General features: G+C 73.7%; 30 protein-coding genes. 22 read left to right on the forward strand and 8 right to left on the reverse strand.

The genetic code is table 11. The features are described 5' to 3' along the window. Window positions 1–173 precede the first annotated feature (173 nt). A complete protein-coding gene (locus ABZ234_RS07340; protein WP_355011385.1) occupies window positions 174–1,127 on the reverse strand; it encodes an ACT domain-containing protein in 954 nt (317 codons plus the stop codon). Window positions 1,128–1,472: 345 nt separating this feature from the next. On the opposite strand from ABZ234_RS07340, the gene ABZ234_RS07345 reads away from it, so the two are divergent. Further along, window positions 1,473–2,018, forward strand: coding sequence for a hypothetical protein (locus tag ABZ234_RS07345; RefSeq protein WP_355011386.1), 546 nt, complete (start codon window positions 1,473–1,475; stop codon window positions 2,016–2,018). Here ABZ234_RS07345 and ABZ234_RS07350 read toward each other — a convergent pair. From ABZ234_RS07350 to ABZ234_RS07360, 3 genes are all read right to left on the reverse strand, one after another. Next, entirely contained in the window at window positions 1,963–3,150 is a 1,188-nt protein-coding gene (locus ABZ234_RS07350) for a DUF418 domain-containing protein (protein ID WP_355011387.1), read from the reverse strand. The genes ABZ234_RS07345 and ABZ234_RS07350 overlap by 56 nt on opposite strands. Before the next feature lie 198 nt (window positions 3,151–3,348). After that, window positions 3,349–3,900, reverse strand: coding sequence for a hypothetical protein (locus ABZ234_RS07355; RefSeq protein ID WP_355011388.1), 552 nt, complete (start codon window positions 3,898–3,900; stop codon window positions 3,349–3,351). Further along, complete coding sequence (locus ABZ234_RS07360) at window positions 3,891–4,439, reverse strand: sigma-70 family RNA polymerase sigma factor (protein WP_267947268.1); 549 nt, start codon at window positions 4,437–4,439, stop codon at window positions 3,891–3,893. Before ABZ234_RS07360 ends, ABZ234_RS07355 begins: the two co-directional genes overlap by 10 nt. Before the next feature lie 210 nt (window positions 4,440–4,649). On the opposite strand from ABZ234_RS07360, the gene ABZ234_RS07365 reads away from it, so the two are divergent. Genes ABZ234_RS07365 through ABZ234_RS07385 form a run of 5 tightly spaced genes read left to right on the forward strand, consistent with a single transcriptional unit; the run spans window position 4,650 to window position 7,165 of the window. Continuing rightward, window positions 4,650–5,174 (forward strand): Asp23/Gls24 family envelope stress response protein, encoded by a 525-nt coding sequence (locus tag ABZ234_RS07365; RefSeq protein WP_355011389.1) that lies wholly within the window; start codon window positions 4,650–4,652, stop codon window positions 5,172–5,174. Window positions 5,175–5,233: 59 nt separating this feature from the next. Next, window positions 5,234–5,419 (forward strand): hypothetical protein, encoded by a 186-nt coding sequence (locus ABZ234_RS07370; RefSeq protein ID WP_330159983.1) that lies wholly within the window; start codon window positions 5,234–5,236, stop codon window positions 5,417–5,419. Next, window positions 5,416–5,835 carry an Asp23/Gls24 family envelope stress response protein gene (locus ABZ234_RS07375; RefSeq protein ID WP_355011390.1) on the forward strand — a complete coding sequence of 140 codons (420 nt, stop codon included), beginning with the start codon at window positions 5,416–5,418 and terminating at the stop codon, window positions 5,833–5,835. The genes ABZ234_RS07370 and ABZ234_RS07375 overlap by 4 nt, the downstream gene beginning before the upstream one ends. Window positions 5,836–5,858: 23 nt before the next feature. Then, window positions 5,859–6,479 (forward strand): DUF6286 domain-containing protein, encoded by a 621-nt coding sequence (locus ABZ234_RS07380; protein WP_344180224.1) that lies wholly within the window; start codon window positions 5,859–5,861, stop codon window positions 6,477–6,479. 2 nt (window positions 6,480–6,481) lie between these two features. Further along, a complete protein-coding gene (locus tag ABZ234_RS07385; protein WP_355011441.1) occupies window positions 6,482–7,165 on the forward strand; it encodes a hypothetical protein in 684 nt (227 codons plus the stop codon). Between the two features lie 114 nt (window positions 7,166–7,279). Here ABZ234_RS07385 and ABZ234_RS07390 read toward each other — a convergent pair whose 3' ends face one another. Then, window positions 7,280–7,933, reverse strand: a complete 654-nt coding sequence (locus tag ABZ234_RS07390; RefSeq protein ID WP_355011391.1) for a flavin reductase family protein — start codon at window positions 7,931–7,933, stop codon at window positions 7,280–7,282. Window positions 7,934–8,254: 321 nt separating this feature from the next. Here ABZ234_RS07390 and ABZ234_RS07395 point away from each other — a divergent pair, with 321 nt between their 5' ends. The 11 genes from ABZ234_RS07395 to ABZ234_RS07445 all read left to right on the forward strand — a co-directional run bounded on the left by ABZ234_RS07395 (window position 8,255) and on the right by ABZ234_RS07445 (window position 18,141). Beyond that, entirely contained in the window at window positions 8,255–9,055 is an 801-nt protein-coding gene (locus tag ABZ234_RS07395) for an ABC-2 family transporter protein (RefSeq protein WP_355011392.1), read from the forward strand. Next, on the forward strand, window positions 9,048–9,884 hold the full coding sequence (locus tag ABZ234_RS07400) for an ABC transporter permease (RefSeq protein ID WP_355011393.1): 837 nt from the start codon (window positions 9,048–9,050) through the stop codon (window positions 9,882–9,884). The genes ABZ234_RS07395 and ABZ234_RS07400 overlap by 8 nt, the downstream gene beginning before the upstream one ends. Before the next feature lie 2 nt (window positions 9,885–9,886). Then, complete coding sequence (locus tag ABZ234_RS07405) at window positions 9,887–10,876, forward strand: ATP-binding cassette domain-containing protein (protein WP_355011394.1); 990 nt, start codon at window positions 9,887–9,889, stop codon at window positions 10,874–10,876. 213 nt (window positions 10,877–11,089) lie between these two features. Then, window positions 11,090–11,980: a DMT family transporter gene (locus tag ABZ234_RS07410; protein ID WP_355011395.1), complete on the forward strand. Its 891-nt coding sequence runs from the start codon at window positions 11,090–11,092 to the stop codon at window positions 11,978–11,980. Window positions 11,981–12,459: 479 nt separating this feature from the next. After that, on the forward strand, window positions 12,460–12,846 hold the full coding sequence (locus ABZ234_RS07415; protein WP_344180242.1) for a hypothetical protein: 387 nt from the start codon (window positions 12,460–12,462) through the stop codon (window positions 12,844–12,846). After that, window positions 12,836–14,443, forward strand: coding sequence for an ATP-binding protein (locus ABZ234_RS07420; protein WP_355011396.1), 1,608 nt, complete (start codon window positions 12,836–12,838; stop codon window positions 14,441–14,443). Before ABZ234_RS07415 ends, ABZ234_RS07420 begins: the two co-directional genes overlap by 11 nt. Next, window positions 14,440–15,099, forward strand: a complete 660-nt coding sequence (locus ABZ234_RS07425) for a response regulator transcription factor (protein WP_267947280.1) — start codon at window positions 14,440–14,442, stop codon at window positions 15,097–15,099. Before ABZ234_RS07420 ends, ABZ234_RS07425 begins: the two co-directional genes overlap by 4 nt. 214 nt (window positions 15,100–15,313) lie before the next feature. Further along, a complete protein-coding gene (locus tag ABZ234_RS07430; RefSeq protein ID WP_344180286.1) occupies window positions 15,314–15,922 on the forward strand; it encodes a DUF4956 domain-containing protein in 609 nt (202 codons plus the stop codon). Then, window positions 15,919–16,749: a polyphosphate polymerase domain-containing protein gene (locus ABZ234_RS07435; protein ID WP_355011397.1), complete on the forward strand. Its 831-nt coding sequence runs from the start codon at window positions 15,919–15,921 to the stop codon at window positions 16,747–16,749. The genes ABZ234_RS07430 and ABZ234_RS07435 overlap by 4 nt, the downstream gene beginning before the upstream one ends. 128 nt (window positions 16,750–16,877) lie before the next feature. Beyond that, window positions 16,878–17,354 (forward strand): VOC family protein, encoded by a 477-nt coding sequence (locus ABZ234_RS07440; protein ID WP_355011398.1) that lies wholly within the window; start codon window positions 16,878–16,880, stop codon window positions 17,352–17,354. 28 nt (window positions 17,355–17,382) lie between these two features. Beyond that, the gene (locus tag ABZ234_RS07445; protein WP_355011399.1) at window positions 17,383–18,141 is read left to right on the forward strand and encodes a MerR family transcriptional regulator; all 759 of its coding nucleotides are present in this window, start codon (window positions 17,383–17,385) and stop codon (window positions 18,139–18,141) included. A gap of 174 nt (window positions 18,142–18,315) precedes the next feature. Here the strand turns inward: ABZ234_RS07445 and ABZ234_RS07450 are convergent, their stop codons facing one another. After that, the gene (locus tag ABZ234_RS07450) at window positions 18,316–18,921 is read right to left on the reverse strand and encodes a hypothetical protein (RefSeq protein WP_355011400.1); all 606 of its coding nucleotides are present in this window, start codon (window positions 18,919–18,921) and stop codon (window positions 18,316–18,318) included. 98 nt (window positions 18,922–19,019) lie between these two features. Between ABZ234_RS07450 and ABZ234_RS07455 the strand changes: the two genes are divergently transcribed. Both ABZ234_RS07455 and ABZ234_RS07460 read left to right on the forward strand, forming a co-directional pair. Then, window positions 19,020–19,622, forward strand: a complete 603-nt coding sequence (locus ABZ234_RS07455) for a TetR family transcriptional regulator C-terminal domain-containing protein (protein ID WP_344180255.1) — start codon at window positions 19,020–19,022, stop codon at window positions 19,620–19,622. A gap of 35 nt (window positions 19,623–19,657) precedes the next feature. Further along, the gene (locus tag ABZ234_RS07460) at window positions 19,658–20,053 is read left to right on the forward strand and encodes a hypothetical protein (RefSeq protein ID WP_355011401.1); all 396 of its coding nucleotides are present in this window, start codon (window positions 19,658–19,660) and stop codon (window positions 20,051–20,053) included. Between the two features lie 92 nt (window positions 20,054–20,145). On the opposite strand, the gene ABZ234_RS07465 is transcribed toward ABZ234_RS07460, so the two are convergent. Beyond that, the gene (locus tag ABZ234_RS07465; protein ID WP_267947287.1) at window positions 20,146–21,117 is read right to left on the reverse strand and encodes a right-handed parallel beta-helix repeat-containing protein; all 972 of its coding nucleotides are present in this window, start codon (window positions 21,115–21,117) and stop codon (window positions 20,146–20,148) included. 819 nt (window positions 21,118–21,936) lie between these two features. Then, window positions 21,937–22,701: a phosphatase PAP2 family protein gene (locus ABZ234_RS07470; protein WP_267947288.1), complete on the reverse strand. Its 765-nt coding sequence runs from the start codon at window positions 22,699–22,701 to the stop codon at window positions 21,937–21,939. Window positions 22,702–23,442: 741 nt separating this feature from the next. Between ABZ234_RS07470 and ABZ234_RS07475 the strand changes: the two genes are divergently transcribed. The 3 genes from ABZ234_RS07475 (at window position 23,443) to ABZ234_RS07485 (ending at window position 26,787) form a co-directional block, all read left to right on the forward strand. Continuing rightward, a complete protein-coding gene (locus tag ABZ234_RS07475; protein ID WP_330160002.1) occupies window positions 23,443–24,120 on the forward strand; it encodes a GntR family transcriptional regulator in 678 nt (225 codons plus the stop codon). Window positions 24,121–24,651: 531 nt separating this feature from the next. Beyond that, window positions 24,652–25,758 (forward strand): pyruvate dehydrogenase (acetyl-transferring) E1 component subunit alpha, encoded by a 1,107-nt coding sequence (pdhA, locus tag ABZ234_RS07480; protein ID WP_267947290.1) that lies wholly within the window; start codon window positions 24,652–24,654, stop codon window positions 25,756–25,758. Window positions 25,759–25,773: 15 nt separating this feature from the next. Further along, complete coding sequence (locus tag ABZ234_RS07485) at window positions 25,774–26,787, forward strand: alpha-ketoacid dehydrogenase subunit beta (RefSeq protein ID WP_267947291.1); 1,014 nt, start codon at window positions 25,774–25,776, stop codon at window positions 26,785–26,787. Window positions 26,788–26,797: the final 10 nt, after the last annotated feature.

A 26,797-nucleotide genomic window follows, 5' to 3' on the forward strand; every position in this document is an offset into this window, starting at 1 on the left:
AACGCCGGCTCTCCCCGATTCCACGTACCTGTGGAAGGCTCCCGCGCGTCGTGGCACGTCACGCGCGTGCTCCCTTTTTCCGGCCCCCGTCCCGGCCCCGGGGACGCCGGCCACGGCCCCGCCTCCCGGGCCGCGGCACGGTCCCCCGCACCCCCGTCGCGACCCGTGCGGGCTCAGCCCCGGCGCGTCCGGGCGTGCAGGGAGGAGGCCACCTGGACCAGCGCGCGGCACCGGGCGAACTCCACGGCGGTGAACGGCACCCCGTTCCGGCGGACGGTGAGCACGCCCCCGTCCGGTGCGGGCAGGGTCATGGAGGCGCCCGAGAGGTCCTCCCTCCCCAGCCCGGCGGGAGGGCTGTCGGCGTGCTCCACCTCGTGGGCCGCCGTGAGCGCGAGCAGGGAGCGCTCCAGGGTGGCCGCCCCGGCGATCAGCGCGCTGACCAGGGCGAGGGTGCGGCTGGTGGTGTCGCTGAGTTCGTGGACGTCGGCGGGCCGTACGAGCGCGTCCCGGCCGCCCGCCTCGCGCACGGCGGTGTGCAGCGCCTCCTCCCCCACGTGCGCGGGGGCGCTGACGAAGAACTCGTCCACGGCGTCGGTCCCGGCGGGGTGCACCTGCATCAGCCGGATGTCGACCCCCAGGGCCGCGAACCGGGCGGTGAGCGCCGCCAGGCCGCCGGGCACATCGGCGACGGTCACCCTCACCCCCCACAACCGGTCGTCGGCCGGGTCGTGCGCGGCGTACGGCGCGGTCCCCGCCCCGGCGTCCCCGCCCCTCCCGGATCCGCCGTCCGGTGCGGCCCCGCCGGTCGGGGCCGGGCCCGCTCCGGCCGCGGGCCCGGTCCCCGCCGCGTCCCCCGCCGCGCTCCCGGCCGCGTCCGCGCGCGGTCCGCGGCGCCGGGGCGCGTGCGCGGCTCGGTGCCGGTGCCAGCGGTGCAGCGCGGAGACCGCGAGGAGGAGCACCCCCACGCCGATCAGCGTGCGGACACCGCCGTCGCTGTGTCCGAGGGAGAGCACCACGACGTGCGAAGCCCCCGCCGCGAGGAGCAGTGCGCCCAGGTCGAGTGCCTCGCGGCCGAGGAAGCCGTGGCGGTGGTCGTTGTTCCCGTGGTCACCATCGGAGACGTCCATGGACCCGAAGGTGCCCGGCGGACGTTGCGCCCGTTCGTCACTCCGTGACGACGAGGTAACGACTCGGAGTGACGTCCGTCACGGAGCGGAGTCGCCGCCCGCGGTCCGACCGGCCGCCGCCGTCCCCGCCCGCGGCGGCCCCCGCACCGGAGGGGCCGCCGCGGGTCCGGTCCGCGCGGGTGCGCCGGCCCGGCGCGCCCGCGCGGCATCGCTCCGGGAACACCTGGAGGATGTGAGCGAAACCGCACTCCACCTGCGATGATCCGGACGTTCGTCACCGTTCCACGGGGTGGAGTGCAAGCGAGGTGCGACCACTCGCACGCGACGATCCACGAGGTGCGCGACGTGACCGACATCGAGCCGACCGGAACCGCTGCCGGAGCCCGCGACGCGTCCCCCGGGGCGCGCCGGGGGGCGCAATCCCGACCGCGCGTCCTCCGCCGAGGCCCCCTGTTCGCCGTCAGGGCCGCCGCCGGGGCCGTGACGGTCCTGGCCGCCGCCGAGATCGCCGGCGGCCTGGCGGGCTTCCCCGTCCAGGGCCTGACGTCGATCGGGGCCGGAGTCGGCCTCGGAGTCCCGGGGACCGGCCCCGGAGGGGTCGACGCGGTCTGGCGGTCCCCCGGGATGATGCTCGCGCTGGCGCTGATCAGCGCCGTCGGGCTCTCCCTGATCATGCTCGCGCTCGTGCCCGGCCCGGACGACGGGGCCGGGTCGGACGCGGACCCGGCCGACGGCGCGCCCGGGTCCCGGGAAGGCCCGGGGGCCGCCGCGCCCGCGGGGCGGCCCGGGCCCCGCCGTGCGAGGACGCCGTACGAGGTGGGCGTGGCCTGCGGGCTCAGCCCGCGTGCGGCCCTGCGCGGCGCCGGCCTCCGTGCACGAGACGGCGCATGAGCGCGTCCAGGGGTCCGGGACGCGCCGACCCGGCGAGCCACGCGGCCAGGCCGAGGCCGACCAGCCAGACCAGGGCCGCGACGACCAGCGCGCCGAAACCTCCCACCCTCGGCCCCATCCCCGCGAGGTCGGGGTGGAGCACGGCCGCGACCAGCACCGAGTTGAGGATGTAGAAGGTCAGGGAGCGCTCTCCCACCGCCGCGACGGTGCGGGTCAGCGGCCCCCGGCCGCGGTCCAGGCGGATCGCCCACAGCGTGAACAGGGCCGCGTACCCGGCCCCGCCGAAGACACCGGTCAGCACCTGGAGCGCCATCATCAGGCCCTGCGCGACCGCTCCCGGCTCCAGTGCGCCCACTGCCGTGAGGGCGGAGGGCAGGGCTCCAGCGACGGACACGGCCACGCCGACCGCCGCGACACGCGCCAGCAGCCCCCTGTGCGCCTCCGGGTCGTCCAGCAGCCCCGCGCGGCCCGCCCGGTAGCCGAGCACCACCAGCAGGAACAGCGGGTAGGCGATCGCGACGAACACCGGTCCGAACGGGAGCCCGATCAGGCGGGCCGCCCAGTCCCCGGCGGTGAGGTACCCCGCGACGGCGTACACCTCGCCGCCCTCGGCGCCGGCGGTGCCCAGGCTCATCCCGACCATCGCCAGGGGGACGGTCACCGCGTAGAGCGCGGCGAACGCCACGGCCGCGCGCGTCACGGCCCGGGTGGAGCGCAGCAGCAGCCACCCGGTGACCAGGGCGGCGACGCCGTAGGAGGCGAGGATCTCGCCGGGGAACACCAGCAGCGCGTGCACGAGGCCGAACAGCAGGAGGAAGAGCCCTCGCCTGCGGAGCAGGCGGCGGACCTCGGCCTCGGGGGCGCCTCGCGCGGACTGGCGGGCGACCGTCCACGCCAGTCCGTAGCCGAACAGGATCGCGAACATCGGGAACGCCCGGTTGTCCAGCAGCAGCGTGGTCGCGAAGGCCGCGCCCCTGTCGAGCGGAGCCGCTCCGGAGGCGTCCGTGCCGAAGCCCGCCCCCGCGTACACCCCGGCGTAGGCCATGGCGATGAGCAGCAGCATGAACCCCCGCGCCAGGTCGGGGGCGAGTCGGCGCTCCCCTCGCGCCGGCGGCACCGCTGTGGCGTCCATCTCGTGCGTCCTCTCCTCGGCGTACCCTCCGGCCAAGGGTGGCGCGCGGGGACGCGGCCGGGCATCCCCCGATCGGCCGGACCGGGCCGCCGGACGGCCAGGAGGCGCGGTGCGGAGCCCGCCGGAAGGCCGGGGAGGGGCGGCCCGGGGACCGCGGCGGGTCGGTGCGGAGGCGCACCGGCGGTCTGCCCGGCGCGGCTATCCCGCGGGGTCGTCGAGGTCGACGACGTCGATGTCCACGCGGGCCGCGCGCAGCCCCAGCCGGTCCTCCACCAGGGAGCGCATGGCGCGCCGCGCCTCCTCGGCGGCCTCGACGATCGGCAGGCCGAGGGCCACCCGCGCCGTGGCCAGGACGACGAGCCCCTCCGGCGTCTGCTCGACCCGGCAGCGGCCCACGACCACGCCGGGGACGGACTCGACGGAGGCGCGCAGCATGGCGGCCACGGCGGTCCCCCGGACCTCGGTGCCCCCGGGCCCGGGGCCCGACAGGACGACGGTGCCGCTGGTGCGCCTCTCCGCGCGCACGGCGCGCATCACGTCCGCCAGCAGGCCGGGGGGCGCGCCGACCTCCTGGTCACCGGTCCGCCGGACCGCCGAGACGAGGGGGCGCAGCTCCTCCGCCTGCTCCCGGCAGTACTCGCAGGCGGACTCGTGCGGTGTGGGCTCCCCGGACGTCAGGTGTCGCAGGAGGGCGTCCACCGAATTCCCGCAGGGGAGCCGGTCGTGGTCGTCGGACGGGTCTACCGCCATGGCTCAAGCGCCTCCACGAGATGGGTACGCGCGCGGTGAATGCGTCCACGCACGGCGGTCGGGGTCGTGTCGACGATCGCCGCTATCTCTTCATAACCCAATCCTTCCATCTCGCGCAGGACCCAGCAGGTCCTCTGCGGGGGCGGGAGCCCCGAGAGCGCGTTGAACAGCGCCTCCCGGAGGTCGCCCGCGATCGCCTCCCCCACCGGCCCGGGGCCGGGGGCGGCGAACCCCTCGTCGTCCTCGACGGGCGCCTCCGGCCTCCTGGCCCTCAGGACGTTCAGCGCGCGCCGGCCCACGATCCGGTGGAGCCAGGCGGGAAAGCTCTGGGGGTCGGTGAGCTCGGGGAGCTTGCGCCAGGCCGTGACCAGGGCCTCCTGGGCGGCGTCGCGGGCGTCGCCGGGGTCGCCCACCACGCGGAGGGCGATCCGGTAGACGGTGTCCTGGTGCCTGCGGACGAGGATCTCGAAGGCCCGGTCGTCCCCGTCCTGGGCGCGCTCCACGAGCACGCTCTCCGGCAGTGCGGTTTCCCTGTGCATCGGTGGTAAGGCCACCCCTCCCAGTACACGCGCACAGCGAAACTACCCTAGGTTTTCGATCGAACACGCACAGCACCGCCCCGATGCTCCTATCCTGATAGTGATGCAGGTCACACAAGAGAGGGCGTGAGCCCGGGCCCGTTCCCCGTGTCCTCCCCTGTGACGAAGCGACAACGCAAGACGCATCCCACCGACGAAGGAGAACGGCCCATGACCGCGAAGAACGCTCAGAACGACGGGAACCGCGGTGACGAGGCGGTGGCCGGCGGCGGTCTCGCCCCCGCCCCGCTGCGGGACGCCTCGGCCCCCGCCCGCACCGACCGCGACCGGGAGGCGGGCTCCGGCAACGGACGCACGTCGATCGCCGACCACGTGGTCGCCAAGATCTCCGGCATGGCCGCCCGCGAGGTCCGGGGCGTGCACCAGATGGGCGGCGGGGCCGCCCGCGCCTTCGACGCCGTCCGTGAGCGCATCCCCGGTTCGACCTCCACGAACACCGCCGCGCGCGGCGTGGCCGTCGAGGTGGGCGAGCGCCAGGCGGCCGTCGACATCAACCTGGTCGTCGAGTACGGGGTCTCCATCCCCGACCTCGCGGGCGCGGTACGGCGCAACGTCATCACCGCCGTGGAGCGCATGACGGGCCTGGAGGTCACCGAGGTCAACGTGGCCGTCGACGACATCCACCTCCCCGACGAGGGCGAGGACCAGCCCTCCGCCGAGCCGAGGGTCCGATGAGAACCGGCCGGTCCCCGGACCGGGGGCCGGCCGCAGGGACGAGAGGAGGAGCGGGACCCATGTGGCCGATCGTCGGACTCGCCTTCGGAGCGGTCCTCGGTCTCGCCGCCGCCTTCGGCGGCTTCGGGGCCTTCCTCCTCGTCCTCGTACTCGGGACGGCCGGGTTCCTGGCCGGACGGGCGTACGCGGGCGAGGTGGACCTCGCCGAACTGTTCACCCGGCGCGAACGAGGTGACCGCCGGTGATCCCCGCCGGGGCGCCGGGCCGGCGGGCGCACGCGGCGCGCTCCCCCCTCCGCGGGGGAGCGCCCGCGGGGCCCTCCACGGCCCCGCCGGAGGAGCGGGGTTCCACGACCGTCGCCGACCGGGTGGTGGAGCGCGTGGCGCTCACGGCCGCGGCCGAGCACCCCCGCGTCCGCCCCCTCGCCGAACGGCTCGGGGGGCTGGCGGGGCGCGGACCGGCACGGGCCGGGGTACGGCGCGGGGGTTCCCGCGTCGCGCTGCGCCTGGAGATCGCCGTCGCCTACCCGTCACCCCTCGCGCGGACGGCGGAGGAGGTCCGGGCGCACGTCACCGCGACGGTGGAGGCGCTCACCGGCCTCACCGTCCACAGCGCCGACATCGAGATCGTCGAACTCGTGCCCGCCCCGCGGGTGCGCTGACCCCTGACACGAAGGACGCGGACATGACTTCCCTCCAGGAGGCGTCACAGAAGCAGAGGACACCCGCGGGCCCCTCCCCCGCCGGGGTCCGGACCGCGCGGCGTACCGCCGTGCGGGTCTTCCGGCCGCAGCGGTCGCTGCCCGCCGCCGTCGCGGCGGTCTCGGTGGCCGTCGTCGGCGGGCTGGCGGTCGCGGTGACCACCGCGGGTGCGGACGGGGCGCCGTCGCCGCTCACGGGGATCGACGGAAGCCTCTCCCGCGTGTCGTCCACGCCCTGGGAGGCGCCCGAGGCCATGGTGCTCTCGGCCGTGGCCGCCGCCGTCGGCCTGACGCTGGTGCTGACCGCGCTCCTGCCGGGGACCGGCGGCCACCTGGCCCTGCGGACCGACGACCGGGACACGGTGGCGGGCCTGACCCGCAGGGGCCTGCGCGACATCCTCGCCGTCGAGGCCCGCGGGGTCGACGGCGTCGGCTCGGTCCGGGTCCGGGGCGGGAGCCGCACCGTGCGGATCGAGGTCCGGACGCACATACGCGAGGCGGGCTGGCTCGGCGAGCGGGTGGAGGCGGTGGTGCGCCGGAGGGTGGAGGACCTCCGGCCGCTCCGTGCCCCGCGGGTCGTCGTCCGGCTCAGGGAGGAGGCGTGACCATGGAGGAGAACGGCGCCCTGCGGGAGGTCCCGCCGGGAGGGGTCGCGGAGCCGGACGGGCCCTCCCCCGGGCCGACCGCGTCCACGATCCGGGGGTTCCCGCACAAGGGGGCCCGGAGGACCGCGCGCGGCAACAGGCTCGGTCTGGTGCTCACGGGGCTGCCCCTGGTGCTGTGCGGGGCAGCGGGCCTCGCCGCCGGAGGGGGCCTCCTCGGCGGCGCCACCGCCGCCGCGCCGGTCGGGGGCGGACCGCTGGAAACGGCCCTGGCCTGGCCGTGGACACCGTACGTCGTCGCCGCCGTCGCCCTGGTCGTGACGGTGTCGGCGGTGCGGTGGCTGCTCGTACAGGGGCGCTCGAACCGTGCCGGACGGCTGCGGGTGGGTGAGGACACGGCGTCGGGGCGGACCGGCGTCCCCGCGTCCGCCGCCGGGGACGCCGTGGTCGCCGAGGCCTGCGCGGACCCCCGGGTGCGGCGCGGCCGGGCGCACTTCACCGAGTCCTCCCGCGAGCCCCGCCTGTGGCTGGACCTGGTGCTGACCGAGGACGCGGACCCCGCCGACGTGTGGCGCACCTGCCGGGACGGGCCCGTCGCCTCCCTGAGGGAGTCCCTCGAACTCGAACGCCTGCCGACGGTGGTCCGCATGTCGGTGTCGGGCCGCTCCGGAGGGCGCGGACTCGCCTGACCCGGAGCCCCCTCCCGGGGGAGAGGGGGCGGGTCGGGCTGAGCGGCGGGGGCGGCGCGGCCGCCGGTGACCGGGGAGGCACCGGCGCCCCGCCCCCGTCCGTGACACCCCGTGTCAGGGGGCCGGGGTCTCGGAGCGGTGCGAGTGGCCGTGCTGCCGCCCGAGCCCGAAGTAGTGGCGGAAGTTGTAGATCAGCGGGTTCCAGCGCGACGGGTCGACGTGGTCGGTGCCCGGCACCACCACGCGGGTGTCCGCGTGCACGCGCAGCACGTCGGCCTGGACCACCACGAGGTCCCCCGAGGCGTCGGCGTCGGCCCGTACCACCCGGGCCTCCAGCTGGAGCGGGCACTCCGCCACGCGGGGCGGGGCGACCAGCTCGGACTCCTGCGGGGTCAGGCCGGCGGCGGCGAACTTGTCCGCCTCGAAGCGGCAGCCGGGCGGCTTGCCCGGGGGCACGGGGTCGCGCCCGGTCAGCGGGGCCAGGCGCTCGACGCGCGACCAGTCCTCGGCCGCCGGGAAGCAGGCCGCGAACCCGGGGCGCTCCGCCAGGTTGCGCGCGGTCTGCCCCGTGGCGCCGAGCCCCAGCACCAGCAGGTGTCCCAGGGCCCAGACCGAGGAGATCGGCGCGAGGTTGGGCGTGCCGTCGTCGTTGGCGGTGGAGATCAGGACCACCGGCGTGCCGAAGTAGAGGATGCGCGGCCGGATGGTCCGGTGTTCGAGGGGCGGCGCGGCGGCCCGCGCCGGTCCCGTGTGCTGTTCGGTGTTCACATCGGGAGAATCTAGGCGCCCGACGTTTCGCCGGCCGCCGCAACGTCGCCGGCCCGGACCGGCCTCCACCGGGGACGACCCACCGATCCCCGCCGCCCCGGCCGGAGGGGCGTCCTCCCCCGGCGCCCGCTCGGCCGGTTCCGGTCCGCGGATCCCCCTCTGCGCCGGCCCGGGCTGTGCTAGCGTCGGTCCCTCGCGGCGACCCGGACCTGAGCCCCACGGCGTCAGGGACGTGCCGGACACCGCGTCTCCGCCGGGGCTCCGCCCCGGTGTCGGGACCGGTCACCACCTGCACGTCTCGACCCCCGGGAGCCCGCGCCCATGCGCGTCTACCTCGCGGTGTACGCCCTCGGCCTGCACCGCTACTCCACCTACCGCGTCGCCACGATCGCCGGGATCTTCACCAACGCCGTCTTCGGCGCGATCAACGCGGCCGTCATGCTCGCCCTCTTCTCGGTGCGGCCCGAGATCAACGGCTACGACGCGGGCGACGCCGTCACCCAGGTGTTCGTCGGCCAGGCCCTCATCGGCATGGTCGCCATCATGGGACCGCCCCTGGAACTCGGCGAACGCGTCCGCAGCGGAGCGGTCGCCACCGACATGCTCCGCCCCGTCTCGATGATGGGCTGGTGGCTGGCCGACGACATGGGGCGGGCCACGTTCAACCTCGTCTTCCGCGGAGTGCCCACGTTCGCGGTCGGCCTCGTCCTGTTCGACCTGGTCGTCCCCTCCGAACCGGGCCGCTGGGCGATCGCCCTGGTCTCCTTCGTCCTGGCCGCGCTCGTGTCGTTCGCGCTGCGCTACCTGTACGAGCTGGCCGGGTTCTGGCTGATGGACTCCACCGGGATCTGGGCGGTGGCCGGGCTGCTCGGCCCGGTGGCGGCCGGGATGCTGATCCCGCTCCCCCTCTTCCCCCCGGCGGTCGCCGACGTGCTGCGCGTGCTCCCGTGGGCCTCCATCGCCCAGATCCCCGCCGAGGTCTTCCTGGGCAAGGAGTCCCTGCCCGGCGGAAGCCCCCTCGGCGGCCTGGCCCTCCAGGCCGCGTGGGCGGTCGCCCTCCTCGCCCTCGGCGCCCGGGTCACCTCCCACGCCACGCGGAAGGTCGTGGTCCAGGGTGGCTGACCTCCTCGCCCGCACCCGCGAGTCCGTGCTCTGGCCGGTCCGGGCCTACGTGCTGCTCGCATGGACCTGGTGCCGCGCCCTGGCGCAGTACCCGGCGTCCCTGGTCATGATGACCCTGTCGACCGCCCTGGGCGCCTTCGCCGAGATGGGGGCCGTCTTCGTCGTGTTCGGCCATGCCGGGGAGGTCTCCGGGTTCGGGATGGCCGAGGGCCTGCTCATCGCCGGGATGGCCACGACCGCGTTCGCCTGCGCCGACATGGTGATGGGCATGGTGGAGGTCCTGGGACGGCACATCAGGACCGGTTCCCTCGACGTCATGCTGGTGCGGCCGGTCCCGCCGCTGGTCCAGATGGCGACGGACCGCTTCGCGCCCCGCCGCCTGGGCCGGATCGTCCCCGGCTCGGCGGTCACCGTCGCGGCCCTGGCGGCGTGCGACATCGACTGGAGCGTCGGCAAGGCGCTGATGCTGCCGGTGCTGCTGGTGTCGGCGACCGCGATCTGCTGCGCGGTCTGGGTCATCGGGGCCTGCCTCCAGTTCTTCGTCGCCGACGCGCGGGAGGCCGCCAACTCGATCACCTACGGCGGGCAGGCCCTCACCGAGTACCCGATGGCGATCTACCCGAAGAACGTCGTGCGCGCCGCGACCTTCGTCCTGCCGCTGGCCTTCGTCACCTGGCAGCCCGCCCTCTACCTCCTCGACCGGCCGGACCCGACCGGGCTGCCGGAACCCCTGCGCTTCGCCACCCCCCTCGTCGCCGTCGCCCTGTGCGCGGTCGCCGGCGCCTGCTGGAGGTTCGGCCTCCGCCACTACCGATCCACCGGGAGCTGATGATGACCACGTCCGAACCGAACACCGGCGGTGGCGGCCCCGTCATCGAGGCCGTCGGCCTGGGCCGCGACTTCGTCCTCTCCGAGGGCCCGTTCCTGCGGCGGAGGCGCCGCACCGTCAGCGCGGTCGCCGACGTGACCTTCACCGTCCGGCCGGGCGAGATCGTCGGCTACCTCGGGCCGAACGGAGCGGGGAAGAGCAGCACGATGAAGATGCTGACCGGCATCCTCACACCCAGCGCCGGGTACCTGCGCGTGAACGGGCTGGAGCCCTCCCGCGAGCGCACCCGCCTGGCCTCGCGGATCGGCGTGGTGTTCGGCCAGCGCACCACCCTGTGGTGGGACCTGCCGCTGAAGGACAGCCTGGAGCTGGTCCGGCACATGTACCGGGTCCCGGCCGCCGACCACGCCCGCCGCCTGGCCGAGCTGACCGGACTCCTGGAGCTGGGCCCGTTCCTGGCCACTCCGGTGCGGCAGCTGAGCCTGGGCCAGCGGATGCGCGGCGACCTCACCGCCGCGCTGCTGCACGGCCCCGACCTGCTGGTCCTGGACGAGCCGACCATCGGACTGGACGTGGTCAGCAAGTCGACCATCCGCGAGTTCCTCCTCCGGCTCAACGCGGAGGAGGGCACGACGATCCTGCTCACCACCCACGACCTCGGCGACGTCGAGCGGCTGTGCAGGCGGGTCGTCGTCATCGACAAGGGGCGCCTCGCGTACGACGGCGACCTGGAGGGCCTGCGCGCGAGCGTGCCCACGCCGCGCGTCCTGGTCGTCGACCTCGCCGCTCCAGCCCCGCCCATCGAGGTGGAGGGCGGCGCGTGCGTGCGCGTGGACGGCCCCCGGCAATGGCTGGAGCTGTCCGGCAACCCGGCCGCGGTGATCTCCCGGGTCGCCGGGCGCCACGAGGTCGTCGACCTGACGCTGCGCGAACCGGACATCGAGGGCGTGGTCTCCGCCCTGTACCGGGGCGCCGTCGCCGAGCGCGGGTAGGGCGCGCACGTGGCCGCTTGTGGCCTCGGCCACGGTGCTCCGGGACCCGGTTCCGGCGCCGCCCTCCGGGCCCGGCGGCCCCGGGACCTCCCCGGAAGCGGCTTCGGGCGGCGGCGCCCGCCCGGACGGGCCCCGGTTCCGGCCGGTCCCCCGGGGAGGTTCCCGCCGTCCGTCCGCTCCCCCGCGGCGCGACCGCCCCCGGAGGGCGCGATCATGGCAGTCATGGTGTTCGGGACGGGCTTGGGAATCATGTTCGCGGTGCTGTCGTGCTCGGCCTACACGGCCGCCGCGGTGGCCCAGCGGAGGCTCGCCGTACGGGTGACGGAGCCGCTCACCGGCGGCCGGCAGCTGAAGGCGCTGCTGCGGCACCCGCTGTGGTGGGTGTCGCTGCTGTTCAACGGGGGCCGCGCGGGATTCCAGGTGGCGGCGGTGAGCCACGCCCCGCTGAGCGTGGTGCAACCGCTCGGCGTGCTGGTCCTGGTGTTCGGCATCCCGTGGTCGGCCCGGCTGGGCGGGCGGCGGGTCACCCGCGAGGAGTGGCGCGGGGCGGCGTTCACCGTGGTGGCGCTGGCCGCCCTGCTCTCGGTGACGGTGACGGGCGGGCAGGGCGGGGTCCTCGACGACACCGGTTCCGCGGTGGTCGGCCTGGGCACCACGGTCCTGCTGCTGGCCACCGCGTGGCTGGCGGGGCGCGTCCGGTCCACCGCCTGGCGCAGCTACCTCCTGGCGGGCGCCGCGGGCGTGGCCTTCGGGGTCTCCTCGGCCACGGTCAAGACCGCCGTCGCCGTCATCGGGGAGGTCGGCGCCATGGGTCTGCTGCACTCCTCCGCGCTGGCCACACCGGTGATCGCCGTGCTGGGGCTGTTCCTGGCGCAGGCCGCCTACCAGGGCATGGACCTGGGAGCCCCCCTGGGGATCACCACCTTCACCAACCCGCTCGCCGCGACCGTGGTGGGAGTGGGCTTCATGGGCGAGACGTACGGGGGCGGCTGGGTCGGCGGCGTGGTCGCCGCGGCGGGAGCCGTGCTGGGGGCGTACGGGATCAGGCTGCTCACCGTCCCCCAGAGCAGCGCGCCCGAGCGGGAGCCCGAACCGGCCTCCTGAGCCGCGCCCCGGCGGGGAGCGCCCCGGCGGGGAGCGCCCCGGCGGATCCGGGCGTGCCCCTCGGGCGGGCGCGTTCCGCCCCGGGCCGGCCGGGGCTCCGCCGGACCGGGCACGCCTACCCGCCGGGGAAGCCGACCGTGGCCACGAGCCCCCCGCCAGGACGCGGCCGTGCCGTCGCCGTCGCCGTCGCCCCGTGCGCCGTCCGGGTCCCGTCGCCTCCGGCCGTGGAACCCGTGGACGCCGTCCTCACCCCGGGCCCCCGCGCGCCGATCCCGCCGCCGGGGCCGCCGACCGATCGGGGCAACCCCCGAAGCCCGACCCGAGTCGAGGTCGAGGGGCGTCCGTGTGCAGGACGCGTGCGCAGGACGCGTGTGCCCGATCGGACCCGGCGAGGAGGCCCTCGCCCCACCTGCCAGGATGAAAGGATCCTCATGTCCGTTTCATCTCGTATTCGCCCGGAGCCGAGATGATCTCGGACTATGAGATCACCCTTGGTGCCCCTGCTGGCCGCAGCCGTCGCGGCCGTCCTGGTCGCGGGTGCGGTCCTGGTGTGGGCCCTGCCCGGGAGCGGGTCGGACGCAGCACCCCCGCACGAGGTGGTCGTCGGGGAGTCCCCCGGCGCCGAACCCGTGGACCAGGCCGACGAGGACGTCGTCCCCCCACCGCCCCCGGTCACCGACCACGACGGTGACGGAACCCCCGACGAGGAGGACCCCGACCACCCCGGAACGGCCCCGCCCTCGGAGACCCCCTCCACGACTCCGAGCGGCGAACCGGAGCCGTCACCTGCACACACGTGCGGGAACGGGGATGATGATGACGACGACTGCGACGATGACGACTGGGGCGACGACGATGACGACTGAGGGTCACTTCGGCGCGGACTCTCCCACGGAGGACCTCAGCGGCGTACCCGGCAGGGGCGCGTGGTCCCGGCCGGAGGACACCTCCGTGTACCCGACCATGGTCTTCGAGGGCCCGCAGCCCGAGGCCCCCCAGCGGCGGCGGATCCCGGCCCGTCTCCTCATCATGGCCTGGGTCGTCCTGCTCATGGCGGCCGTGCTCGTCCTGGTCAACGTGGTCACCTGGAGCGCGCTCACCACGCGCAACGACGAGCGCGTCGACGGCGCCCTCTCCCAGGAGATCGGCGAGTTCCAGGAGTTCGCGCAGGTCGGCGTCGACCCCGGCACCGGGGAGGCCTTCACGGACGTGTCCACCCTGGTCCGGGCCCACCTGGAGCGCCAGTACCCCGACGAGGCCGAGATCCTGTTCGCCTGGGTGGAGGGGCCCGAGACCGCGGGCGGGGGCGCGGGCGGCGCGCCCGGCGGAGCCGATGCCCCGGCGGGGCGCATCCGCCAGGGCCAGGAACCCCCCCACGACCTGTCGGCCGACGCCGACGCGGTCACCGCGATCCTGGAGGACCCGAACGCCCGGGGCACCGCGGACTCCCCCGCCGGCCCCGTCGAATGGGAGAAGATCCGCGTCCTGCCCCCCGACGGGGAGGGCGCTTCCGGATGGTTCGTCATCGGCTACTTCACCGAGTCGGACGAGGACACCGTCATCACCACCATGCAGACGATCGCGCTGGTCAGCCTCGTCGGCCTGCTCGCCGCGAGCACCGCGGCCTGGTGGGTGGCCGGACGCATCCTCGCACCGGTGCGGCTGATCCGGCAGACCGCCGCGTACATCACCGAGGAGGACCTCACCCGCCGCATCGACGTGTCCGGCCGCGACGACATCGCCGCCCTCGCCGAGCAGTTCAACAGCATGCTGGACCGCCTGGAGGGCGCCTTCACCTCGCAGCGCCGGTTCGTCGACGACGCCGGGCACGAGCTGCGCACCCCCATCACCATCGTGCGCGGCCACCTGGAGCTGATGGGGGACGACCCCGAGGAACGCCGCGAGGTCGTGCGCCTGGTCACCGACGAACTGGACCGCATGGCGCGGATCGTCGAGGACCTGCTGCTGCTCGCCAAGTCCCAGCAGCCCGACTTCCTCCGTCCCGAGGACACGTCCCTGGCCGAGCTGACCAGCGACATCGACGCCAAGGTGCGCAAGCTCGGCGACCGCGACTGGCGCCTGGAGTCCGTGGCCGAGGGGGTCTCCCGGCTCGACCCCCAGCGCGTCACCCAGGCCGTGGTGCAGCTGGCGGCCAACGCCGTCCGCCACACCGCGCCCGGCTCCACCCTGCGGATCGGCTCCACGGTCAGCGGCCCCGACGTGCTGTTCTGGGTCACCGACGAGGGGCCCGGCATCCCGGCCGAGGAGCACGGCAGGATCTTCGAGCGCTTCTCCCGGGGCGGCGGGGCCGCCCGGGGCGACCGGGGCGCCGGACTGGGCCTGGCCATCGTCAGGGCCATCGCCGAGGCCCACCACGGCCGGGTGGACCTGAGGTCCGCGCCGGGGGCCGGATCCACGTTCACCCTGGTCATCCCCACCACCGCAGGAAGGGAGTACGCGTGAGCCGCATCCTCATCGTCGAGGACGAGGAGCGCATCGCCTCGTTCGTCCGCAAGGGCCTGGAGTCCAGCGGATTCACCACCACCGTGGTCGGGACCGGGGCGGAGGCCGTGGACTACGCGGTGACCGGCGGTTTCGACATGATGCTGCTGGACCTCGGGCTCCCGGACACCGACGGGTTCGACGTGCTGCGGCGCGTGCGTTCGCTGGGCGTGGACATCCCCGTGGTGATCCTGACCGCCCGCGACGGCGTGCGGGACACGGTGACCGGCCTGGAGATCGGCGCGGACGACTACGTCACCAAGCCGTTCCGGTTCGAGGAGCTGCTGGCCAGGGTGCGGCTGCGGATGCGCAACGAGCGGCCCGCCGACCTGACGGTCCTGCGTGCGGGGGGACTCGCCCTGGACCTGCGCACCAGACGGGTGGCGGTGAACGGCGACGCGGTCGACCTCACCGCCCGGGAGTTCGGGCTGATGGAGCTGCTGATGCGGCACCCCGGGCAGGTCCTGACCCGGCAGCAGATGCTGTCCCACGTGTGGGGCTACGACTACGACCCGGGGTCGAACGTCGTGGACGTGTTCGTGCGGGCCCTGCGCCGCAAGGTCGGCGCGGAGCGGATCGTGACCGTGCGGGGCATGGGGTACCGGCTGACCGGCTGACCGGGCCGGCCGCGGGGCGGGGCCGGACCCCGGCCCCGTGGCCGGGCCGACGGTCCGGTGACACGGGGGAAGCGCGGGGCGGAGGCGTCGGTGACGCCTCCGCCCCGTTCGCGTACGGGACGGCCCCCGGCCCCGTGTCACCGGGATGACCGGATGAGGATTCCCTCATGTGCTCCTCATGGACGCCTCACCCCCCGTCCAGAGGATGATCACCATGTTCTGGTTCGCGCTGGCGGTCGACCTGACCGCGATCTCCGTCCTGTCGTACGCCCTCTACTTCCGCCGCCACGGCCGGCGGGACCTGCTGCTGGCCTACGTGGCCCTCAACACGGGCATCTTCGCCGTGGTGTCGATGCTGACCAACCAGGAGGTGGGGCTCGCCGTCGGCTTCGGCCTGTTCGGCGTGCTGTCGATCCTGCGCCTGCGGTCCGACCTCATCAGCCAGGGGGAGATCGGCTACTACTTCACCGCGATCACCCTCGGCCTGGTCAACGCGGTCGCGGCACAGACGCCCTGGATCCTGCTGGGCCTCAACGTCCTCCTGCTCACCGGCCTGTACGCGGCGGACCACCCGCGCCTGCTCTCACGGCACCTGCGACGGGTGATGACGCTGGACGTGGTGCACGAGGACCCCGTCGCGCTGCGGCAGGACCTGGAGGCGCGGCTGCGGGGCCGTGTGAAGCGGGTGGACGTCACCGAGGTCGACTACGTGCGGGACCTCATGGTCGTGGACGTCCGCTACCTCGCGTCGAGGTCCGACGCGGCCCTGTCCTCCCCCGAGCGCACCGTCGCCCTCCCGGCCTGGCTGGTGGGCAACCGATGAGCACCGACACCTCCGCCCCGGCCCTCTCCGAGGCGCTGGCCGCCCTCCGCCCGATGACGCTGGCCGAGATCAACTCGCGCGCTGCCCTGGTCACACGCACCTGCCGCAAGTACCTGGTGCCCGTCACCTTCGCGGACTCCCTGTTCGCGGGGGCCGAGGAGCGGTTCGGGGTGCTGACGATCGGAGGGCAGCAGGTGTTCCGGTACTCGTCCACCTACCTCGACACCCCCGACCTGAGAACCTTCCACGACCATCGAAGAGGGCGGCGGGTGCGGTTCAAGGCCCGGGTGCGCACCTACGTGGACACGGGGACGCGCATGTTCGAGGTGAAGCTGAAGGGGGCCCGCGGCATCACCGACAAGACCCGGATCGAGTACGAGGGGCCGCCCGACCGGCTCACCCCCCTCACCCGCAGGTTCCTGGACGACACCCTGCTCGGGTACGGCATGGAGCCGCCGGACGTGCTCACGGCGAGCGCGGTCACCGACTACCGGCGCGCCACCGTCGTGTCGTTCTCGGGAGAGGAGCGGGTGACCGTGGACACGGACCTGGTGGGGTACCGGAACGGGTGGTCCGTGGGGATGAGGCCGGACATGGTCCTGCTGGAGGTCAAGACGCGCGGCGGGCTCACCTCCACCGAGCGCCGCCTGCACCAGCACGGATTCCGCGAGGTCGGGTTCAGCAAGTACGGGGCCACGGTGTCCGTGCTGGAGCCGCGGTTGAGGGGCAACCGCTGGCACCGGGCGATGGCCTCCTGCCTGGACCACCAGACGCCGACGACGGTGCCCCAGGCGCGGGCGGGGGCCGGGGTCGCCCTCTCCGTCTGAGCAACCGCGCGGGCCCGCCCCCCCCCTCCGGGCGGGCCCGCGGTGCGTCCGGGGCCCGGGCACGCCCGGCCCCGTCCGCGCGATCACGGCTTGACCTTCTCGCTACGTCAACTCCTAGGGTCGACGACATGAGCGAGAACACCGCGTCCGTCATCGACCGGACCGTCTACCCCATGCCGATGTTCGTGACCTTCCAGGTCGCGGACATCGCCGCCGCCGAATCCTTCTACCACTCCGTCGGCTTCATCTCCCTGGCCGTCCTGGGGGCCCCGGACGGACCCCCCGCCGTGGTCCACCTGCGGCGGATGAAGTACCAGGACATCCTCCTCGTCCCCGGCGCCCCGGAGCGCGGCAGCACCACCGCCAGCTTCTCCGCGGGCGGGCAGGACCTCACCGCCCTGGCGGAGGCCCTCCGGGCCGACCTGCCGCCGGGCGCCGCCGTCGAGGGCCCCTCGGACACCCCCTGGTTCACCTCCGACCTGACCGTCGAGGACCCGGACGGCAACCGGGTGATCCTCACGGCCTACCGCGAGGCGGAGGCCGACGACGCCAGGGAGTGGGTCAAGGAGAATATGCAGAGCGGCGACTTCGTCGCCGAGGAGTAGGGCCCGCGAGGCCCGGAGAGGGGGGTGCGTGGAGTGGACCATCCAGCAGGTCGCGGCCCGCGCCGGTGTGACGAGTCGGACCCTGCGCCACTACGACGACATCGGGCTCCTGCACCCCTCCCGGGTGGGCGACAACGGCTACCGCTACTACGACATGGACGCGGTGGCCCGCCTCCAGCGCATCCTCCTCCTGCGGGACCTCGGCCTCGGCCTGCCCGTGATCGCGGACGTCCTGGACCGGCAGGGTGACGAGGAGGGGGCCCTCGGCGACCACATCGGCCTCCTCGAGGCCGAGCGCAGCCGCCTGGACCAGCGGATCAGGGCCGTCCGCCACACCCTGGACGCCCGGGCCTCGGGGTCGGACCCCTCCATGCAGATGATGCTGGAGGGATTCAACGACCCCTACCGGGACGAGGTCGTCGCCCGCTGGGGCGAGCGGGTCTTCCAGGAGAGCAACGACTGGTGGCACGGCAAGACCGTGCGGCAGCAGATCGCGTGGAAGCGGGACACCGACGACCTGGTCAACTCGTGGGCCGAAGCCTGGAAGGACGGCGTGTCCCCCGGGTCGGACCGCGCGCAGGCGCTGGCCGCACGGCACGTGGAGTGGCTCCGGGCGATCCCGGGGACCCCGGTGGCCGAGGGCGACCGCGAGCGCTCCGTCGAGATGGTGCGCTGCCTGGCCACCATGTACGTCGAGGACCCGAACTTCTCCACCACGTACGGGACCGTGGAGGGCGCCGCGTTCGTCCGCGACTCCCTCCACGAGTACGCCCGGACGTCCATGTGACGCCCGGCCCCGGCCTCCGCCGGGGCGCCCGGGATGTTTCACGTGAAACCCCGCCGGTCCGGGGCCGCACCGCCCCGGACCGGCGACGACGTCCCCGCGACGCCTGTGGGGAACGGACTTCCGCACCCCTCGGCGGCGCTCCGGACGCGGTCGGCGGACGCCTTCCCGCCCCCCTCAGGCGCGGGCCCTCCGGCTCGTGTCGCCGGCGGACGTGTCGGCGCCTCCGCCCCCGGATCCGCCTCCGCCCTCCCACAGCGGACCGAACACGTACCAGAGGCCGACCACGATCCACACGCGGCCGATCCACCAGGCGAGCACCTCGCGCCCCTCCGGAGCGGCGAAGAACACGATGAGGCCGAGCAGCACGGCCGACGCGATCGCGGCCGCACTGACGGCGCGGTACCACTCCCGCAGCAGGTGGGCCCGGCGTCCGGGCCCCCTGCGGGGAGCCCCCGGGGGCGGCGGCCCGCCCGCGAACCGGTGCGCGAAGCGGGCGTCCGCCCACCGCACGATCACGGGCCCGAAGGCGACGCTGAGGCCCAGGTAGACGGCGGCGAGGCCGTGGACCGTGCCCGCGTCCGCCCCGCCGCGCAGGTCGAGGGCGGTGGCGACGACCAGGACGACGTCGAGCAGGGGGATCGACCACAGGACGAGCGCGCTCGCACGCCGCAGCCGGAACAGGTAGCGCAGGGCCAGGCCGAGGCCCAGCAGCACCCACAGGCCGAACTCGCACAGGACGATCACCGCGGCCACGGGGTTCTGGACGATGAACTCCACCACTGGACACACCCCCGACGATCGTTCGCGGCGTCGTTCGCCCCGATCTTTGTTAGTACGACCGTGCTATCACAGTAGCACAGTCGTGCTAACATGGACCCATGCCGAAACTGATCGACCACGAACACCGCCGGGAGGAGATCGCGGAGGCCGTCTGGCGGGTCATCCTCCGCGAGGGGGTGGGCGCCGTCTCCGTGCGCACCGTCGCCGCCGAGGCGAACCTGGCCGTGGGCTCCGTGCGGCACGTCTTCCCCAGCAAGAAGGAGCTCCTGGAGTTCTCCATGGCGCTGGTGCACGCCCGGGCGCGCGAGCGCGTCGCGCGGCACACCGGCCTGCACGACCCCCGCGAGCTCGCCGAGGCGATCCTCCACGAGCTCCTCCCCCTCGACAGCACCCGCCGGGCGGAGATGGAGCTGGAGGTGGCGATCATCGCCGAGACGCCCGCGCACCCCGGGCTCCGCGCCATCCAGGAGGAGGCGCACCGCGGCGTCCGCGCCGCCTGCCACGGGGTGCTGCGCCACCTGCTCGACCGGGGCCGCGTCCGCCCGGACGCCGACCTCGACGCCGAGACGCTCCGCCTGCACGCTCTGCTCGACGGCCTGGCCCTGCACGCCCTCACGTCCGAGGGCGCCCCGGAGGCCGTCGCCGAGCGGACCACGGGCGTCCTGCGGGCCCATCTGGACTCGCTGCGCCCGCCCGCATGACCGGGCGGGACGCAATCCACCGGGAGGAGGACGGCATGAACAGCACGACGAAGGCCGGCCGGAGGCTGGAGCGGTTCGTCAGGGACCGGGTCGGGGAGGCCGACGGAGGCCGCCCGGACCCGTGCACGCGCTCCCACCTGGCGCTCCTCGCCACCGTGGACGCGCTCCGCGAGGAGGCGTCCGCGGAGGAGGACTGGCACTGGGTGGAGACCGTCGCGGACGTCTTCGGCGGATGGTTCTCCGGGGGCGGCCCCGCGGAGGAGGACCCCGCCGCGGACACCGGCGTCTTCGGGGACGACCCCGAGCGGACCGCCTCGGCGGTGGCCGTGCGGGTGCTCGCGTGCGTCGCGCTCGCCTACGAGGACCACCCGGCGTTCGACCCGGAGTGGCGGCGCCTCCTGCCGGACCGGGCACGCCGGGGCGGGGGCTGACGGCGGACGTGAGACGGCCACCGTCCCGTATCCGATCGGGACGGTGGCCTCGTGCGGTGTCCCTCCCGCTACCGGAAGGACTCCGCGGACATCTAGATGTTCCCGGGTCCGGCGCCGCCACTCACGATCGCGGGGACGTCTTCGGCCGGGTCGAGGTCGTACGCGTACGGGATCGCGGCGACGTCGCCGCCTCCGGTCTCGGGCTCGCCCGAGCCGTCGTAGACGTTGTCCCGCTCCTCGATGGCGCCGATGTCCGAATCGGCGTAGCCGGTGTGGGTCGGGTTGTCGACCCCCTCGAAGTAGTTGCCCTCGACCAGGACTCCGCCGCCCATGGTGGAGGCGACACCGTACTCCGCGTTGTCGAGGTAGTAGTTGTTGAACACGTGGACGGGGTTGCCGAAGCGCACCCGCGGGTGCCGGCTCCCGGTCCCGTCGTAGAAGTTGTGGTGGAAGGTCACCCGGAGGTGCCCCTCGTCCTCGGTGTGCCCGTCCGAGTGCCCGACGAGGGACGTCTTCTCGTGGTCGAAGAAGTGGTTCCAGGAGACGGTCACGAAGTCGGACTCGCGCTTGGTGTCCACCGCGCCGTCGTAGCCGTCGGTGAAGCTGTTGTGGTCGATCCAGATGTTGGTCGAGCCCTCCTGGATGTTGATGGCGTCGTCGTCCCAGCCGGAGAAGGCGATGTTCTGGACGATGACGTTGCTGACGCCGCTGATGTCCAGGCCGCCACCGGTGATCTCCGCGCCGTCCAGCCCGATGATCGTCGTGTCCGAGGGCACGTCGTTCATGCCGGAGATGTCGATGGAGCCGCTGACCTCGATGACCTGGGGGCCGTCGCCCTCCAGGGCGTCGAGGAACTCCGATTCGGAGGAGACGGTGACGGTGTCGCCGCCCTCGCCCCCGGTGGTGCCGCCGTTCTGGGACGCCCAGCCCTGCGGGCTGCCCACCGCCGCCGAAGCGCTGCCGGGGACGCCGAGCAGTCCGAGGGCGAGTGCGGCCGCGCCGAGCGCCGCGCCGCCGGCGCCGAGCGCCCTGGCCGAGGGGGTCTTCGGGTGTTCTGTTCTCATGGGGGGTTCTCCTCGTTCTGGTGTGAGGGGAGGGGTGGTGCGCCGGAGGTTCTCCGGAGGTCGGCCGCGCACCGGACCGCGCCGACTCCGTACCGGCGGACGCGGGAGTGGGGACCGCGCCCGCCGGGCCTGTGGTCAGAGACCGCCCGGCACCTCGGCGGAACCGAGCGGGTCAGCGGGGTCTGCAAGGCCTTCGGGGGCCGCGACCTGCGCTGACGCGGTTCGTGCGTACGGCGTGCCGAGGGGTGTGCACATGGCGGGTCTCTTCCGGGAAGGGTCTGAGGGTGACGCGGCCCCGGACGGTCCGGGGCCCCATGTGCCGTCGCCGCCCGGTTTCCCGAGCGGCCCGGCCATGAACCTGAAAGCGCTTTCCGTGCCAGGACGGTAAATCGACGACGGGCACCGTGTCAACAGCCCATGCCCGGGGAATCACCGTTCGATTACGGAGCGACAGCGGCGATTCCGCGCGTAGTCCCAGCTGAACGGGCTTGTGCTCACCCAGGGAAATCGCGTCGGCATTCTCCGGAATGGACGCCGTCCCAGATGGCACCGTGCCCGAATATGCCTTCCCGGCGTATTTTCAGGACTTTGATCGGTAAGCGCTTGCCGTAGAATGCGCGGCCGTCCGCGCCGCCATCCGGCCCGCCGCGACCGGCGGTCCCACCGCGGGACCGGACGGCCCCCGGGCCTCCCCGCACGCCGCCGACGGCCGGCCCCGGACGACGCACGACGGCGCCCGCCGGAACGGTGTCCGGCGGGCGCCGTCGTCACGGGCCGCCCCGCCCGGGGCCGCGGTCGCGCCGCACCCCGGCGGCGCGCTCACTCCTTCGCCGCGAGCGGGCCCTCCTTGCGGCCGTACCAGGGCCACCACTCCACCGTGCGCCCGTGCGGGATCATCCGGTCGAGGCGGATGGTCACCCTCAGCGCGAACCCGCCGGCCAGCATCCCCGCCACCAGGTCCGTGAACCAGTGGAAGTGCAGATAGATGGAGACGGTCGACTGCAGCAGGGCGATGCCCACGATGCAGTACGCCAGGCGCCGGATGATGTGCGGCCGCGCGGCGCCGAACCTGATGATCAGGAAGAGCACCAGCCCGTAGATCAGGATCGCGTTCGCCCCGTGGCCGGAGGGGAAGGCCACGTTCCCGGGGCCCATGAAGAAGTCCGGGTCGAAGTGCTTGGCGTGCCCGCGGTTGGTCCCCAGCTTCATCACGGACACCAGGGACATCATCCCCACGACCCCGACCGTGCCCAGCACGATCGGCCGCCAGCTCCGGTGCCAGTAGGCGAGCTGCAGCACCGTGACGCCCAGGACGGGCAGCGCCACGGCACGGGAGGCGACCGTGTCCGGCCAGAGGATCATCGGCTCGCGGAGCACGTCCCAGTAGGGCCGGGGCAGCTCGTTCAGGAAGTTGTCCACCGGGTGCAGCGGGCCCGCCGCGAGCATCGTCATGACGATCAGCGCCACGGCGAGCATGATGGCCACACGGTCGGAGGCGACGCCCCACGCGATCTCGCTCACGCTCGGCCATCGGACCGCGCGCACGACAGGGGGGCCGGGGGCGTACTCGGTGGTACGCACCACGGGGATGGGTCCGCTGTACGGCCCCGCCGCCGGGGTCGTACGCTCTTCCCTGTCGTGTGGTTGGTTCAACTGCCTGGACCGTGGATGTCGGGTCCTCGAAGAGTGCGTCATGTGCTCAGTGCTGTCTCACACGTCGTGGGCTTGCCTGTGGCACCTGGGAAGCGTGGGGGACGGGCTAGCCGTGGTTGCTGGAACTGATCCTGACGTCCTCAGGGTCGACTCGGGGTTGGGACAGGCGCCGGGGTAGAACTACCCCGCTCATCCCGTTCGACGGTCCTACCCGGCGACTGGTTCACTATGTCGTGACCGGCCACCGGTCAGGTCCGTGTCGGGGAACACGCGGCCCAACAGTGCTGGATGTGTCGCGCCGGTTCCTGCCCGGCGATGGTCAACGCAGGTCAAGGCGCTCTTGTCGGACTCATTGCCGTTGCGTGGCCCCTACCACGTACAACGGCGGGTGAGTGTTGCCAACAGATGAGCCTACCCGGACACTTCGCCGCATCGGCGGCACGGCCGCTCAAGTGCGACGCCTCTGCCTCGGGCTTTGCCGTGGGCCCCGTCGGCGGTCCCCGGCGATTCACCGCGGCGCGACACGTTCGTGAGCCATCCGTTAGCCTTTCGAGGCCTACTGGCCGGTTGACCCGTCGGCGTGTGGCACCCTTCAAAGAGCTTGTACGAAGCTGAGCGAACCGGCCCGGGCACACGGTGGTGTGCGCGGGCCGTGGAACGGAAGGGCCCTGGATGGTCGACCTGCCCCAGTTGCCGGATGATCCCTCGAAGCTCGCGCGCGAGCCGCTGAGGGAGCAGATCCGGCAGGTACTGGTCGAGGGCCTGCTGTCCGGACGCTGGCAGCCCGGCGAGCGGATCGTGGAACGCCGCGTCGCGACCGAGCTGAAGGTGAGCCAGGCCCCGGTCCGCGAGGCGCTCCGGGAGCTGGAGACCCTGCGCCTGATCGAGACCGTGCCCAACAAGGGCGCCCGCGTGCGGGACTTCGGCGTCCAGGACATGGCGGAGATCTACCCCGTCCGCGCCGGCCTGGAGCTCGTCGCCGCCCGGCTGGCCGCGCCCAGGCTCGCCGCCGACCCCTCCGCGCTGGAGCGCGAGGTGGAGGCGCTCAAGCGGGCGACCGCGGAGGGGAACGTCTCCGAGCAGATCAGGCACAGCGTGGAGTTCCACCGGGAGATCGTGCGGGCCGCCGACAACAGCGTGCTGCTGCACACGTGGGAGTCGCTGGGCGTCGAGGTGTGGACCGCGCTGTCCGTGCGCTGGCTGAACATGGAGCTGCACGCCAAGGCCGCCGACCACGACCAGATCACCCGGGCGTTCCGTGACGGCGACCCGTCGGTGGGGGACATGGTCAGCGAGCACGTCCTCAACTACGTCGAGGCCGCGCTGAAGTCCCACGAGAGCGTGCGCTGAGGCCGTTTCCCGCCCCGGGGGGAGGCGTCCGGGGCCCTCCCCGCGTGTCGCCTCTCCGCCCCGGATCCCGCCTTTCGGCCTTGACCTGCCCCGTTGCACCAAACTTGGGCTATCTGCCGTAAAGTCGTATTGATCGATCATCGATCAGACCGTAGAGTGTGCGCGACGCACGTCACACGTACGCGCGCGCCCCCTCGGATGCGCGGAGTCGTTCATCCGGCCGGTGGACGAACCCTCGCGACCGACACTGCCACGCCGAGCCACGGATGCATAGGGCAGTGGAGACCGGGAAGCAATGCGGTCGGGGGTCCGGGCGACAACTGCACACGAGACCCCACGAGCGCTTCGCGTCCGGGAAGGACGAGCCACGCTTCCCGCGACGCGCCCCGCAACAGCCACAGAGCACCGCAGCCGAATGAGCCCGGCGGCGGCGCACGCCGAGGTCGCGCCCGACAGCGGGACCGCGGCGGGCCTGGCACCCCGGCCCACAGGCCGGGGCGGCAGGCCTTCCCGTACGTAGAAAGGCACACCATGGCTGACACGGCCAAGCCGAAGACCGGCACCGCCCGGTCCTCAGGGACCCGGCGGCGCGGTCGCAGGGACACCGCCGCCGGCCTCGCCGGCGAGACCCCCGACGTCCTCCTCGACTACTACCGCCAGATGCTGTTCATCCGGCGGTTCGAGGAGCGCACCGCGCAGGCCTACACGCAGGCCCGGATCGGCGGCTACTGCCACCTCAACCTCGGTGAGGAAGCCACCGTCGTCGGCCTGATGACCGCCCTCCAGCAGCGCGACTACCTGTTCACGAACTACCGTGACCACGGGTACGCGATCGGCAAGGGCATGGACCCCAAGCGGGTCATGGCCGAGCTCTACGGACGCTCCGACGGCGTGTCCAGGGGCTGGGGCGGCTCCATGCACATGTACGACACCGAGACCCGCATGCTCGGCGGCTACGGCATCGTCGGCGGCCAGCTCCCGCTGGCCACGGGCGCCGCCCTGGCCATCTCCTACCGGGGCGGCGACGAGGTCGTCATGTGCCAGATGGGCGACGGCACCACCAACATCGGCGCCTGGCACGAGTCCCTCAACATCGCCAAGCTGTGGAACCTGCCCATCGTGTTCGTGGTGATCAACAACTTCACCGGCATGGGCACCACCGTCGACATGTCCTCCGCCGAGCCCGAGCTGTACAAGCGCGGCTCCGCCTTCCGCATCGAGGGCGAGCGCGTGGACGGCCGCGACGTGCTCGCGGTCCGCGACACCGCCGCCCGCCTGGTCGAGCGCGCCCGCGAGGAGCAGACGCCGTTCCTGCTGGAGGCCTGGAGCCACCGGATGAAGGGCCACTCCGTGGTCGACCCGGCCAAGTACCGCACCGACGAACAGAAGGACGAGGCCCGGTCCGAGGAGAACGACCCGATCGCCCTCTTCGGCGCCAGGCTCTCCGAGGCCGGCATCCTCACGGACGAGCTGCGCGACGAGCTCGCCGCGTCCGTCAAGGAGGAGGTGGCCGAGGCCGCCGACTTCGCCGAGAACAGCCCGCACCCGGACGTGTCCACGCTGTTCGACTACACGTACGCCACGCCCGTCCCCAACGAGTCGCGCCGCATGCCCGCCGACCCGGTGTTCGCAGAGTAGAGAGGGACCGAGCACATGTCTGTGATCACTTACCGCCAGGCTCTGCGCGACACGCTCCGCGCGGAGATGGTCCGCGACGAGAACGTCCTCGTCATGGGCGAGGAGATCGGCGTCTTCGAGGGCTCCTACAAGATCACGGAGGGCCTGCTCAAGGAGTTCGGCCCCCGCAGGGTCAAGGACACCCCGATCGCCGAGGAGGGCTTCGTCGGCGCCGCGATCGGCGCGGCCATGCTCGGCCTGCGTCCGGTCGTCGAGCTGATGACGATCAACTTCTCGCTGATCGCCATCGACCAGATCATCAACCACGCCGCCAAGATCTACGGGATGTTCGGCGGCCAGACCAGCGTGCCCATGGTCATCCGCACCCCCGGGGGCGGCGGCCAGCAGCTCGGCGCCACGCACTCGCAGAACATCGAGCTGTTCTACTCGTTCATCCCCGGCCTCAAGGTGCTCGCTCCCAGCACCCCGGCCGAGGCCTCCGCGATGCTGCGCGCGGCCATCCGCGACGACGACCCGGTCCTGTTCCTGGAGAACCTGGGCCTGTACAACTCCAAGGGCGAGGTCCCCGACGACTACGCCCAGCCGTCGAACGACAACGTCGCCACGATCGGCCGGGCCAAGGTGACCCGCGAGGGCTCCGACATCACCCTCATCGGCTACTCCCGGATGGCGATGGTCGCCACCCAGGTCGCCGAGAAGCTGGCCGAGGAGGACATCAGCGTCGAGGTCGTCGACCTGTGCAGCCTCCGGCCCCTCGACCGCCAGACCTTCGTCGACTCGGTCAAGAAGACCGGCGCCGCGGTGATCTGCGAGGACGACTGGCTGACCTACGGCATCGGCGCGGAGATCGCCGCGTCGATCCAGGAGGGCGCCTTCGACTACCTGGACGCCCCGGTGCGCCGGGTCGCGATGGCGGAGGTCCCCATGCCGTACGCCAAGCCGCTGGAGACGGCCGCCCTGCCGTCGGTCGAGTCGATCAGCACCGCCATCAAGGAGACCCTGAGCGCCGTCGGCAAACGGGTCGGGTAGAGGGAGATTC

The organism is Nocardiopsis sp. NPDC006198 (genome assembly GCF_040613895.1).
Lineage (GTDB): Bacteria > Actinomycetota > Actinomycetes > Streptosporangiales > Streptosporangiaceae > Nocardiopsis > Nocardiopsis tropica.

Bases quoted from the DNA above. Each gene is read 5' to 3' on its own strand.
- ABZ234_RS07460 (WP_355011401.1), top strand. From the start codon at position 19,658: ATGAACAGCACGACGAAGGCCGGCCGGAGGCTGGAGCGGTTCGTCAGG.
- ABZ234_RS07350 (WP_355011387.1), bottom strand. From the start codon at position 3,150: ATGGACGCCACAGCGGTGCCGCCGGCGCGAGGGGAGCGCCGACTCGCC.
- ABZ234_RS07465 (WP_267947287.1), bottom strand. From the start codon at position 21,117: ATGAGAACAGAACACCCGAAGACCCCCTCGGCCAGGGCGCTCGGCGCC.
- ABZ234_RS07485 (WP_267947291.1), top strand. From the start codon at position 25,774: ATGTCTGTGATCACTTACCGCCAGGCTCTGCGCGACACGCTCCGCGCG.
- ABZ234_RS07355 (WP_355011388.1), bottom strand. From the start codon at position 3,900: ATGGCGGTAGACCCGTCCGACGACCACGACCGGCTCCCCTGCGGGAAT.
- ABZ234_RS07435 (WP_355011397.1), top strand. From the start codon at position 15,919: ATGAGCACCGACACCTCCGCCCCGGCCCTCTCCGAGGCGCTGGCCGCC.
- ABZ234_RS07385 (WP_355011441.1), top strand. From the start codon at position 6,482: ATGGAGGAGAACGGCGCCCTGCGGGAGGTCCCGCCGGGAGGGGTCGCG.
- ABZ234_RS07415 (WP_344180242.1), top strand. From the start codon at position 12,460: ATGAGATCACCCTTGGTGCCCCTGCTGGCCGCAGCCGTCGCGGCCGTC.
- ABZ234_RS07380 (WP_344180224.1), top strand. From the start codon at position 5,859: ATGACTTCCCTCCAGGAGGCGTCACAGAAGCAGAGGACACCCGCGGGC.
- ABZ234_RS07360 (WP_267947268.1), bottom strand. From the start codon at position 4,439: ATGCACAGGGAAACCGCACTGCCGGAGAGCGTGCTCGTGGAGCGCGCC.
- ABZ234_RS07475 (WP_330160002.1), top strand. From the start codon at position 23,443: ATGGTCGACCTGCCCCAGTTGCCGGATGATCCCTCGAAGCTCGCGCGC.
- ABZ234_RS07420 (WP_355011396.1), top strand. From the start codon at position 12,836: ATGACGACTGAGGGTCACTTCGGCGCGGACTCTCCCACGGAGGACCTC.
- ABZ234_RS07365 (WP_355011389.1), top strand. From the start codon at position 4,650: ATGACCGCGAAGAACGCTCAGAACGACGGGAACCGCGGTGACGAGGCG.
- ABZ234_RS07455 (WP_344180255.1), top strand. From the start codon at position 19,020: ATGCCGAAACTGATCGACCACGAACACCGCCGGGAGGAGATCGCGGAG.
- ABZ234_RS07430 (WP_344180286.1), top strand. From the start codon at position 15,314: ATGTTCTGGTTCGCGCTGGCGGTCGACCTGACCGCGATCTCCGTCCTG.
- ABZ234_RS07395 (WP_355011392.1), top strand. From the start codon at position 8,255: ATGCGCGTCTACCTCGCGGTGTACGCCCTCGGCCTGCACCGCTACTCC.
- pdhA (WP_267947290.1), top strand. From the start codon at position 24,652: ATGGCTGACACGGCCAAGCCGAAGACCGGCACCGCCCGGTCCTCAGGG.
- ABZ234_RS07405 (WP_355011394.1), top strand. From the start codon at position 9,887: ATGACCACGTCCGAACCGAACACCGGCGGTGGCGGCCCCGTCATCGAG.
- ABZ234_RS07370 (WP_330159983.1), top strand. From the start codon at position 5,234: ATGTGGCCGATCGTCGGACTCGCCTTCGGAGCGGTCCTCGGTCTCGCC.
- ABZ234_RS07340 (WP_355011385.1), bottom strand. From the start codon at position 1,127: ATGGACGTCTCCGATGGTGACCACGGGAACAACGACCACCGCCACGGC.
- ABZ234_RS07440 (WP_355011398.1), top strand. From the start codon at position 16,878: ATGAGCGAGAACACCGCGTCCGTCATCGACCGGACCGTCTACCCCATG.
- ABZ234_RS07410 (WP_355011395.1), top strand. From the start codon at position 11,090: ATGGCAGTCATGGTGTTCGGGACGGGCTTGGGAATCATGTTCGCGGTG.